Source organism: Bartonella sp. AD24XZML (genome assembly GCF_042196485.1).
Lineage (GTDB): Bacteria > Pseudomonadota > Alphaproteobacteria > Rhizobiales > Rhizobiaceae > Bartonella.
In genome coordinates this window covers 1-10,358 of the sequence record NZ_JBHIQH010000082.1, presented here as the reverse complement: position 1 = coordinate 10,358, position 10,358 = coordinate 1, and the positions used below count along the sequence as shown (strand labels likewise).

The following is a 10,358-nucleotide window of genomic DNA, read 5'->3' as shown; positions in this document are numbered from 1 at the left end:
TAGCTCTTCAAAAATTTATGGCAAGGTTTATGGCAATGCTAGCGTGGGTGGGTATGTTAAGGTCTATGGTTCTGTTTATGGGAATGCAAAAGTGACTGGTTATCACACCATTAGAGGTTTGGTACATGGCAATGCAAGATTAAAAAGAAATGATTATTCATATGTCAAACAAAACTTTTATTATGCATATGGAATTCCTGAAGATTGTGAAATTTATGAAAACGATACCGTTGTAAAGATTAGTGAAAAAGCAGCATAAATAAAATAACGGGGCGGGGGGCTGCTTTATAGCAAAAAAGCCGCGTCCTTTTAAGACACGGCTTTTATTATCAAAACAGCTAGCGATCTAAATAAACGATTAAAGTAACCAATCGAAATATAAAAGAACATCTCTTTATTGCACAAAACGTATCAAAAAGCAATAAAAAAACAGCTTTTAAAGCTTAATCTTTTACATAAGAATATTGTTATTATTTATTGAAAACATTGTAAAAACACATAAAACATGTTATGATCTTTACATCATTTAATGGGACTTACAAACATGCTTAATAAAGTGATTTTAATTGGTCATTTAGGTGCCAATCCAGAAAGCAAAACAATGTCATCTGGCATCGAGGTGGTCAATTTTCGAATGGCAACGTCTGAGAGCTATACAGACAAGGCAACCAATCAAAAAGTAGACAAAACCGAATGGCATTCCATTGTGGTGTTTAATCCACATCTTGCAAAAATAGCACTCCAGTATCTCAATAAAGGCAGCAAAGTTTATATCGAGGGACAGCTTCAAACGCGTAAATGGCAAGATAAAAACGGTGTTGACCGGTTTGTAACAGAAATCGTTTTGCCTAAGTACAAAGGCGACTTAAAGCTCTTAGATGGCAAAAATGATGATGACCAAGAGCAGTCATCTCCTTATGACAGAAGCTTTCACAGACCTCTTGATACGTCTACAAACGCATTAAATGATGATGTTCCTTTTTAAACAGAAGGTGCTTTAATGGATAGTAAAAAGAAGCCTAGGGTTAGTACAGAAGAATCTGAACCCGTTTATATGCTTACAGAGAATGATATAGAGCTGTTAAGAGGTTGTACGTCATCTACATCAATGAGTTATTACAGTATAGTGATGGGTGCTTTATTGAGTACACTTTTCATTCTGCTCTTAAAACTTTCTTGGGATCAAAGTCACTTAAAACTTAAGTTAAGTGTTGCTGCTGTAATATGCATTTTAGTGGTTTTATTGTTCTTTTTAAATCGAATTTCATGGTCAAGATCAGAGAAAATCTGGCAAAATATTAAACAGGAATCTGGTGACATAAGTGAAAAAAAATAAAAAAAGGGGACGCCCTAAAATAGCAGGGCAGGTAAGAGAACCAAACGGACGTATATCACGTGCAAAAGCACCGCGTGAAGCCGTTGATAAATTGGCAATAGAGATACGTGCAAAGCGCTTCGGTTTAACGCTACAGGAGGCAAAAAATCCACTTTCTGGTACCTATATCGGGCGGCTTTGTTTACAAGGCGTGATTACACAAGAGCAATATGATGCCGCGCAACAGTACCTACAGATAAGAAATAATTACCTTTGTGCAAAGGGCTTGCCTAATGCAATTTATGACGAAATGCCATCATCTACTGATGACAAAGCAAGAGATAAATGGGTAGCATTTGCAACAGAGCAGTTTATAAACACGCAAGAGGCACTAAAAGAAGCGCAATGCCTCTATAGACAGTATAATCTTTATGCAGCACTACAGTACCTCGTGATAGAAGATCAAATGCTACCACACCTTGTGAATTCACTACGCGTTGCTCTTAATGCTCTTCAGAAACATTTTGATCGTTAAATGACAATCTCTATTACGGTTTCATTATATTGTATATCGTTCGTAAGTCTCTACAAAACCTAGCTGTTTTTTTTATGCCTCTCCCATTATCGACTCTCATACTAGACACTAAATCAACAACTTGTGTTTCGGGGTTAATGCCATTTCCACTCGGAGAACTAAGAAATTTTTTTGCGTAATAAAACATTGGATCTGTACTACTCATAGACATGTTGTATGCCCAAATAAAATTTTCTTCACTCCAATTATGTTCATAGCGTAAAGTATTTATTACACTAGGTAGCATCGCCCATGACATCTCCTTATTATAATCACCCCTTAGTAAATTCACAAAGCGTCCACATAAAACAATAAGTATGTGACGATGCCATACAGTGTCAAATTTGGCAGTTATATTTTGATAGCCATTTTTGTATGCAAATTGATTTGCTTCGTGTTGCTTGTCGAAATGCGTAAAGTCTTCATATTCTTTACTTGCATATTTATCGTAAAGTTTATTGTACTGCTCTATAGTATCTACACGTGTAAATGTACGTGTAAATCCAAATGACGCTGATGCAGGTAGCGCTGATATAGAAAAGAAAGCTATAAATGTTATGATGCGTGTTATGGATAATGATTTCATCATTTTGAACCCTTAATTATTCATAAGTGCTGTTTAACTGATTCCCTTTGAAATTATCAATATGTGTTATTTTTATGTTGACAAATTGTAGCAAATCGTATTTAATAATCCTACTGTACTTAGGCGTATTGTGTCTAGACGAGAGGTAGTGCAGTTTGAAATCCCCGCAAATGCGGGGTTTTTTATTATCTGGAGGGCGTATTTTATGACATCACAAAATACAGAACAGGCTCCACAACCCATTAAAAAGCGTATACCCCCAAAGGCAGGTCAAGGGCGTGTCAAAGGTGTACCCAATAAGAATACACGTCTTTTGAAAGAGGCTATTCTTAAAGCTGCTGAATTGGCAGGCAATAAGTATGGGAAAGAGGGGCTAATCTCTTACCTCGAAAAGCAGGCAATAAGATGCCCTGCGGCTTATTTAGCGTTGCTTGGGAAGATCTTGCCTTTGCAAGTGACGGGGGAAGATGGGGGCGCGATTAAGATCATAGGGCGTGTAGAAATTGCTCCTTTAACAATGAATGACGACAAGACAGATTAAGATTGTACCAAAACTCATTCCTATTTTTGCAGGAGACGCTTTGGTACGAGCAGCTTGGGGTGGACGAGGGTCTGGAAAGACAAGATCATTTGCCTTGATGGCTGCTTTAAAAGGCTATCAATTTGGTATGCAGGGGATATCAGGGACCATTCTTTGTGCACGTCAGTTTCAGAATTCGCTAGCAGAGAGTTCATTAGAGGAGATTAAGCGCGCCATTGAAGCCCATGACTTTTTAAAGGACTATTACAAGGTTGGAGAGGCTTCTATTAAGTCAAATGATGGTCGTATAGCCTTTCAGTTTTCTGGACTAGACCGTAATATTGCGAGCATTAAATCGATGGGGCGTATCTTGCTTTGTTGGGTTGATGAGGCAGAGCCCGTAACAGAGACCGCTTGGCAGACGCTTATTCCAACGTTGCGTGAAGAAGGTGAGGGGTGGAGAGCAGAGTTATGGGTGACATGGAACCCGTTGCGAGAGAATGCACCGGTTGAAAGGCGGTTTCGCTTTTCAGATAATGCGGCAATCAAGCGTGTAGAGATCAATTGGTCAGATAATCCAAAGTTTCCCAAGATCTTGAATGAAGCGCGGCTTGATGATTTGAGAAACCGTCCAGAAACCTATAAGCATGTATGGGAAGGGGCTTATCTTACAGCGGTTCAAGGCGCTTACTATCAGAGGGAAATGTTGGCAGCCGAGCAAGAGGGACGGATAGGGCGTGTTGCGCGTGATCCTTTAATGCAGATACGGGCTTTTTGGGATATTGGGGGTACGGGTGCTAAGGCAGATGCGACAGCGATATGGATAGCGCAATTTGTTGGTAGAGAGATCAGAGTGCTTGATTATTATGAAGCACAAGGGCAGCCATTATCGGAACATATCGGTTGGTTGCGTCAAAATGGCTATGAGAAGGCACTGATGGTTCTCCCCCATGATGGTGCGACCAGAGACCGTGTGCACAATGTGAGTTTTGAGAGCGCTTTAAATGATGCGGGCTTTGAAACACAGGTTGTTCCCAATCAGGGAGCAGGGGCGGTTAAGATGCGTATCGAGGCAGTGCGACGTATTTTACCTTCAGTATGGTTTAACGAAGAGACAACCGTAGCGGGTCGTAAAGCACTGAATTGGTATCATGAGAAATGGGATGAGAAGCGCAATATTGGCTTGGGAGCAGAGCATGATTGGTCCAGTCATGGAGCAGATGCCTTTGGATTGATGTGCGTGGCTTATGAAGAACCTCCGACGATACAAAAGCGACCAGCTTATAGCGGTAGAGAAACTTATGAAAGCACGTCATGGATGGCAGAATGATGTATGATGAAGAGCATTTAGAGAAAGAAAGTAACGCATCAGATTTGTCGACAGAAGGCTTATTTCGCAAGCTTGTCAGCTGGTACAAAGAAGATGTGGAGCATGTGAATAAATGGCGCGAACATGCAAGAGAGGATTTTCGATTTTACAATGGTGATCAGTGGAATGAGGCTGATTTAGCGGCGTTAAAAGAGCAACGCCGCCCCGTTATGACGTTTAATCGTATTGCACCATTGGTTAATGCCGTTGTGGGTTCAGAGCGTAACAATAAACGAGAAGTGCAGTTTATTCCCCGTCAAGTAGGGAAGGCATTGCCTAGTGAATTGCTTACCGGTGCGGCAGAATGGTTTCGGGACATGGCGCATGCAGAATACGCTGATAGTGATGCTTTCCAAGATGCGGTTATCTGCGGCATGGGGTGGACTGATACCCGCCTTGATTATGAAAACAGTCTTGATGGTGAACCGGTAATTACGCGTTTAGACCCACTGAAAATGGTCTGGGATAGTGCGGCAGTGCAACCGAATTTAACCGATGCACAACGCATGTGGTATGTAGACCGCAAGCCCTTGGAAGTAGCCAAGCAGATGTTTCCAAAATCTCATTGGACAGAGCTGAGTGCGGATTGGGCGCGTGATGGGGTTGCTTATGAGGGCATTCATCATAATGATCTTGAAGCTTATAATGATGAGAAGGGCATTGATGTTGAAAACGGTCGTCGGATGGTTACACTTGTTGAATGCCGTTGGTTTGAAAGCGAGCGATATTACAAAGCGCCCGATTTAAGCACTGGAGAATTTCGTGATTATAGCGAGGAAGAATTTAAACAGCTTCAATGTATGATGCCTAATATTCAAGGGGCGGCTTTTAATAAAAAGGTTGTAAGGCGTGCTTTTTTAGGGAGGAAATTGCTTGAATCCCCTGATCAACCTTTGGTTCCAGCGGGTCAATTGGGTTGGGAGTGTATAACGGGGTATTTTGACAAGATAGAACGGCAATTTTATGGGGTTGTGCGTCCTACAAAAGACCCACAACGGTGGGCGAATAAGTACTTTAGTCAAGTGATGTATATCCTTAATAGCCAATCCAAAGGCGGGATAATGGCAGAGAGTGGTGCATTTAAGGATGAGAGAGAAGCAGCAAAAAGTTTAAGCCGATCAGACAGTATTACATGGGTTAAACCTAACGCATTGGCAGGTGGTAAAATACAACCAAAGCCTGTAGCACAGTTTCCACAAGGCTTTTTCCAACTGTTTAATGAAGCTAAGGAAGCAATTAATCAGGTGACGGGTTTATCACCCGAATTCATTGGTACAAGGGAAGTGACACAAGCGGGTATTTTGGAGGCACAACGACGCCAATCCAGTTTAAATCTGCTTGCTTGTCTGTTTGATGGTTTACGTTTGTACCGCAAGCGGCAGGGTAAGATTATTTTGCACTTGATACAGAATTACTTGTCCGATGGTCGTTTGGTACGGATATCTGGTGAAGAGAATGCGCAATATATTCCATTGACGCGTGAAGAAGTAACGAGTGTCGAGTATGACATTGTTGTCGATGATGCTCCAACCAGCCCGAATGAGAAAGAGCGCACCTTTGGTATCATCACACAGCTGCTCCCATTGCTTCAAAATGCGATTACGCCGGATATTATGCTTGATCTACTTCGTTATTCTCCATTGCCTGCGTCATTGCTTAATCGTGTGAGTGAGAAGATGCAACAGCAGCAAATGGCACAACAAGCCCAACAACAGCAAATGAATCCGGAACAAGAAATGAAGTTGCAGGAAAAGCAGCAAGATATTGCGGCTAAAAGTCAGATGCAACAGATGGATTTACAAGGCAAGCAGATTGAATTGGTTATGCGTCAAAAGAGAGCAGAATTGGAAGCTGAATTGATGCAACAGAAGCATGAGCTTGAACGGGAGCGTATTCTTAATGAACGAGCGCAAAATCAAATCATGCGTGAAAGAGCGGCAACATACAGAGGAAGAAGCATTTGAGAGAGGTTAGAGAATGAATGCAGAAATGAACGAAGCTATGAATGAAGATTACAGAGTTGGAGCACCGGTCTTTGATGATGAGAGCTCTTTTGATGCCGGCACTTATGATGGTGAAACGATTGATAATGATGACATTACGTCTCCAGAGCCGGTTGCACAGCCCGTTGAAAAGCCTTCAGAGATTGTTCCTAGTATAGAACAGCAGCGTATGGAGCAACAAGCCAAACAAGCTCGTGAAGCGCTTGTCAAGCTTTATGAACCCCAGTCCCAGACGCCAATGGTTGAAGGTGAAAATGCACCCCCAGACCCTACACAAGACATTATTGGCTATATGAGTTGGATGGGAAAAAAGATTCGAGAGCAGGATGCGTATATTAGGGAACAGAAAGAAGCGCTAAGACAAGCTGAGGAACAGCAGCAGCATGATATACGTCTTGGTCAGTTTTTCAACAATTCTGTTAAGTCGTTTCAAAATAAATCCAGTGATTTTGGTGACGCGGCAAATTTTCTTTATGAGAAGCGTGCGAAGGAATTGAGTTCTTGGTCGTCACTTTATCCTGAGTATGCAGATCCAAACACAATTTCTGAGATCATAAGGAATGAATTGCGTACGATTGTAGCGACTTGTGCACAAAGAGATCTCAATCCGGCAGAAGAAATTTATAGAATAGCGCAAAACCTTGGCTATCAGAACCAAGCAGTGCAAGCGAATAATCAAGTTGCAGCACTTCAAAGCCGTCAGAATTCTGCGAGAACCTTAACAGCATCTGGAGGAGGGGGCGTGACGGGTCCTATGACTTTAGAATCTATTGGAAATATGTCTGATAAAGAATTTGGAGAATGGTATAGCAATCCTAAGAATCAAATCATTTTTGATAAGTTAATGGGGCGCGATGGCTGATTATAGTCTAGGTGCATAACGTAATCCGCTTTTAATGCGGGTTTTTGCCGGCTTTAAGCCGGTTTTTTTATAGCAAAGAAAGGTAAAATCAATGGCAATAACACGTATACCTATTAATGATGCTCAAGCGGTGAAAGCTTGGTCAAAGAGATTAAATTATGAAGCGTCTAAAGCGCTTGATATTGAACCGTTAATGGGAGAAGGCTCCAATAGTATCATTCAAGTCAAAAATGAACTTAGGAAAGAAGGCGGAGATTGTGTTACGTTTAGCTTACGAGCACAGATTATGGGGCGTGGTGTAAGCGAGGGTGAAACGCTTAAAGGCAATGAAGAAGCGCTCCAATTTCTCCATGATAAATTATATATCAATGAACTTAATAACGCTGTTTCAACAAAAAATAAAGGTACGATTGATCAACAACGTATTTTGTTTAGTTTACGCGACGAAGCACATAAGGCATTGGTTGATTGGTTTGCAGACCGTTTGAGTTTGATGTTTTTTCTTCAAGTTTGCGGATATACAGCGCCTACAATAAAGTTTGAAGGACGTGAAGTTGAACTTGATGAATTGTATTATGGTTTTAATGCACCATTGACACCAAGCAGTAAGCGCATTGTGCGACCAGATGGTAAAACTAAGGATGAAGATGTTAAAGAGTTAGCCAAACATAGCTTTAGTTTGAAGCTCATAGATGAAGCTGTTAAAGTTGCAAAGTTGGCTAACCCCAAAATCAGACCAGTACGTGTTGGTGGTTCGAATGTTTACGTCATGTATCTTCATCCCATACAAGTTATGCAATTGCGTACCAATACCGATACTGGTCAGTGGCTTGATATACAAAAGGCAGTTTATTCAGGTTCGCGCGCGAAGAACCCGATTTTTGATGGCTCTTTAGGCATGTATAATGGTGTGATTTTACGAGAATCCGAACATGTAACCCATGGTGTTAAATCCGATGGTAGTGTTGAAGAAAATGTCCGACGTGCTGTATTACTGGGTGCACAAAGTGTGATGCTTGCCTTTGGAGCAGAAAATCAAGACATGCGCTATAAGTTGGTTGAAGAGCTTGATGATTATCAACGAGTATATGGTGTTGCAGCTAAGACAATCATAGGCATGAAGAAAACACGTTTCCAAATGCCTGGAAGAGGACAACATGCGCAAGATTTCGGAACCGTTGTTGTTTCAACTTGCACAGGCGAAAAGCCTTCTTAATTTTCAAAGAAAGGAAATAAAACATGGCAGAAGGATTACCACAGCCCCTACAAGGGAGAAATTTGGTTACGCAACAAGTGAGTTTTTTTCGCTTGAATATCTCGCATAAAGATAAGCATTTGACGCGCAAAATCGGGACTTTACCGCGTGGTGCAATGATCCTTTCGATTAAAGCGTTTGTGAAGACAGCGTTTTCGGATGCGAAATTAAAGATAGGCAGCACCTATGGTGGTAATGAGTTTAGTGAAAAGGATATCAAAACCCAAAGCACTCAAGATTTTACATCAACCAACCAAAAAGAGTTTGTTCCAGAAGATCAAGAGCTTACGCTTTATGCAACACGGGATAAAACAACCGCGGCTGGTGAGTGTGTTGTGGTCGTGCAATTCGTGACCAATCGTTGAGAGGTATTTTGATGACACGTCATTATATTCGGGTTAAGACCGGAGGACCGATACCAGTAAAGCGAGATGTTTATCGTCATAAGAGAACACTTTCGCACTTAGTGTCGGTTATTCAAGATGAGATTGATGACATAGCCGATGAGTATGTTCAACAAATCCAAGAAAGCATTTTTGCAGCCATTCGTTTTTGTGAACGGGAGACCTTTTACTTTAACGAAAGCCGTGATGTGGTGTTTGAGACACGGGCGGGACAAGGTGTTTATGATGCAAGCACTACCAGCCATATCGAAAGTGCTGTTAAAATCAAAAACGTTTATCTGAGTTCTGATCAACATCATAAGTTTGCATTGGAGTGTAAGGACCATGTTTCTTTAGAGCCTTTGTTATCATCAGAGCAGCAAGGAACGCCGGTTTGTTACAGTTATTTTGATAGGAAATTACATCTTTATCCCACGCCGGATAGAGCCTATCAGATTCAACTCATTCTCTCTCCATTGCGTTTATCAGAGATAGAGAGTGTTGATGAGGAGCATCCATGGTTTGTGCACGCGTTTGATTTGATTAAGGCGCGTGCAAAATACGAACTTTACAAGAATATCTTGAAAGATTCCGATTGTGCAACGGCAGCGTACAATGACTTTAACGAACAGTTGCATGAATTGCGTGCAGAGACATCTCAACGTCATAACGTGACCAGAATAATACCAACGGATTTTTAAGATGGTTTATTTTCCAATCGCTGATTACAGACCAGATGTTTCGGTCGTCAACGGTAGCTTTACGGATAGCCTTGTGAATGTTTTACCAGCAGATGGCGGTTACATACCCATGCCTAGTGCAATGGTTGTGTCTCATGCTTTGGAAGAAAAGCCCTTGGGGTGCATAGCGTTTAGAAGTGGCAATGGTGTTAAGATAATCGTAGGAGGCAAGCAAAAGCTTTACAGTTATGATAGTCAAACGAAGGGTTGGAAGGACATAAGTCAAAGTGGTGTGACTTATCATGCGCATGAAGAGAATAAATGGTCGTTTGCTCTTTTTAAAAACATGGTTATTGCGGTGAATAAAAATGATAAACCGCAAGTTTTCAAGGTTCTTAGTTCTGAACGGTTTGAAGATTTAGAAGGCAATCCACCGAAAGCAGGATTGGTCAAAGTTTGGGGACCTTTTGTTTGTTTGATGCAATTGACAGATAATCCCAATCGCATTCATTGGTCTGGAGAAGGCGATGAAACTCTATGGGAGACTCAATATAATGTTAGTGGTTATATGGATTTCCAAGATGGAGAATATGTGCAGGGGGCAACAGAAACAACCAATCCCCTTATTTTTCTTCGTTCTGCTATTTATGCTGGTTCTTTGACGTTAGGTTCCAAGAGCCCGTTTGCTTTTCAAAAGATACAAGACAAGCGTGGAGCGCGCAGTGCAGCCTCTATAGCGTGTCGAGGGAGTGATGCTTTTTTTGCAGGTGATGGTGGTTTTTATCAGATGAGTTTGGATGGTCAACTTTTA

The 10,358-nt window shown here is 41.4% G+C and carries 11 protein-coding genes and 2 pseudogenes; 12 read left to right on the top strand and 1 reads right to left on the bottom strand.

The window, feature by feature from the left end:
• The 4 genes and pseudogenes from ACFIMX_RS07855 to ACFIMX_RS07840 all read left to right on the top strand — a co-directional run.
• Nucleotides 1-259, top strand: a pseudogene (locus ACFIMX_RS07855) (hypothetical protein); the annotation flags it as partial.
• Nucleotides 260-544: 285 nt separating this feature from the next.
• Entirely contained in the window at nucleotides 545-985 is a 441-nt protein-coding gene (gene ssb, locus ACFIMX_RS07850; RefSeq protein ID WP_375694296.1) for a single-stranded DNA-binding protein, read from the top strand.
• Nucleotides 986-1,000: 15 nt separating this feature from the next.
• Nucleotides 1,001-1,336, top strand: a complete 336-nt coding sequence (locus tag ACFIMX_RS07845) for a hypothetical protein (RefSeq protein WP_375680356.1) — start codon at nucleotides 1,001-1,003, stop codon at nucleotides 1,334-1,336.
• On the top strand, nucleotides 1,323-1,850 hold the full coding sequence (locus ACFIMX_RS07840) for a hypothetical protein (RefSeq protein ID WP_375680357.1): 528 nt from the start codon (nucleotides 1,323-1,325) through the stop codon (nucleotides 1,848-1,850). The genes ACFIMX_RS07845 and ACFIMX_RS07840 overlap by 14 nt, the downstream gene beginning before the upstream one ends.
• A 13-nt stretch (nucleotides 1,851-1,863) precedes the next feature.
• Here ACFIMX_RS07840 and ACFIMX_RS07835 read toward each other — a convergent pair whose 3' ends face one another.
• The gene (locus ACFIMX_RS07835; RefSeq protein ID WP_375677072.1) at nucleotides 1,864-2,475 is read right to left on the bottom strand and encodes a hypothetical protein; all 612 of its coding nucleotides are present in this window, start codon (nucleotides 2,473-2,475) and stop codon (nucleotides 1,864-1,866) included.
• Between the two features lie 205 nt (nucleotides 2,476-2,680).
• Here ACFIMX_RS07835 and ACFIMX_RS07830 point away from each other — a divergent pair, with 205 nt between their 5' ends.
• The 8 genes and pseudogenes from ACFIMX_RS07830 to ACFIMX_RS07795 all read left to right on the top strand — a co-directional run.
• Nucleotides 2,681-3,016 (top strand): hypothetical protein, encoded by a 336-nt coding sequence (locus ACFIMX_RS07830; protein WP_375694295.1) that lies wholly within the window; start codon nucleotides 2,681-2,683, stop codon nucleotides 3,014-3,016.
• The gene (locus tag ACFIMX_RS07825) at nucleotides 2,997-4,325 is read left to right on the top strand and encodes a PBSX family phage terminase large subunit (protein ID WP_375694294.1); all 1,329 of its coding nucleotides are present in this window, start codon (nucleotides 2,997-2,999) and stop codon (nucleotides 4,323-4,325) included. Before ACFIMX_RS07830 ends, ACFIMX_RS07825 begins: the two co-directional genes overlap by 20 nt.
• On the top strand, nucleotides 4,310-6,328 hold the full coding sequence (locus ACFIMX_RS07820; protein WP_375679338.1) for a portal protein: 2,019 nt from the start codon (nucleotides 4,310-4,312) through the stop codon (nucleotides 6,326-6,328). Before ACFIMX_RS07825 ends, ACFIMX_RS07820 begins: the two co-directional genes overlap by 16 nt.
• A 13-nt stretch (nucleotides 6,329-6,341) precedes the next feature.
• Nucleotides 6,342-7,229, top strand: a complete 888-nt coding sequence (locus tag ACFIMX_RS07815; protein ID WP_375679337.1) for a hypothetical protein — start codon at nucleotides 6,342-6,344, stop codon at nucleotides 7,227-7,229.
• Nucleotides 7,230-7,320: 91 nt separating this feature from the next.
• Complete coding sequence (locus ACFIMX_RS07810; protein WP_375679336.1) at nucleotides 7,321-8,445, top strand: N4-gp56 family major capsid protein; 1,125 nt, start codon at nucleotides 7,321-7,323, stop codon at nucleotides 8,443-8,445.
• 23 nt (nucleotides 8,446-8,468) lie between these two features.
• Complete coding sequence (locus tag ACFIMX_RS07805) at nucleotides 8,469-8,849, top strand: hypothetical protein (protein ID WP_375607487.1); 381 nt, start codon at nucleotides 8,469-8,471, stop codon at nucleotides 8,847-8,849.
• Nucleotides 8,850-8,860: 11 nt separating this feature from the next.
• On the top strand, nucleotides 8,861-9,568 hold the full coding sequence (locus tag ACFIMX_RS07800) for a hypothetical protein (protein WP_375694293.1): 708 nt from the start codon (nucleotides 8,861-8,863) through the stop codon (nucleotides 9,566-9,568).
• 1 nt (nucleotide 9,569) lies between these two features.
• A pseudogene (locus ACFIMX_RS07795) lies at nucleotides 9,570-10,358 on the top strand (hypothetical protein); the annotation flags it as partial.

What these genes read in the sequence shown, in the direction of transcription:
- ACFIMX_RS07845 (WP_375680356.1), top strand. Translation starts at nt 1,001, where the DNA reads ATGGATAGTAAAAAGAAGCCTAGGGTTAGTACAGAAGAATCTGAACCC.
- ACFIMX_RS07835 (WP_375677072.1), bottom strand. Translation starts at nt 2,475, where the DNA reads ATGAAATCATTATCCATAACACGCATCATAACATTTATAGCTTTCTTT.
- ACFIMX_RS07800 (WP_375694293.1), top strand. Translation starts at nt 8,861, where the DNA reads ATGACACGTCATTATATTCGGGTTAAGACCGGAGGACCGATACCAGTA.
- ACFIMX_RS07810 (WP_375679336.1), top strand. Translation starts at nt 7,321, where the DNA reads ATGGCAATAACACGTATACCTATTAATGATGCTCAAGCGGTGAAAGCT.
- ACFIMX_RS07805 (WP_375607487.1), top strand. Translation starts at nt 8,469, where the DNA reads ATGGCAGAAGGATTACCACAGCCCCTACAAGGGAGAAATTTGGTTACG.
- ssb (WP_375694296.1), top strand. Translation starts at nt 545, where the DNA reads ATGCTTAATAAAGTGATTTTAATTGGTCATTTAGGTGCCAATCCAGAA.
- ACFIMX_RS07820 (WP_375679338.1), top strand. Translation starts at nt 4,310, where the DNA reads ATGGATGGCAGAATGATGTATGATGAAGAGCATTTAGAGAAAGAAAGT.
- ACFIMX_RS07825 (WP_375694294.1), top strand. Translation starts at nt 2,997, where the DNA reads ATGACGACAAGACAGATTAAGATTGTACCAAAACTCATTCCTATTTTT.
- ACFIMX_RS07830 (WP_375694295.1), top strand. Translation starts at nt 2,681, where the DNA reads ATGACATCACAAAATACAGAACAGGCTCCACAACCCATTAAAAAGCGT.
- ACFIMX_RS07815 (WP_375679337.1), top strand. Translation starts at nt 6,342, where the DNA reads ATGAATGCAGAAATGAACGAAGCTATGAATGAAGATTACAGAGTTGGA.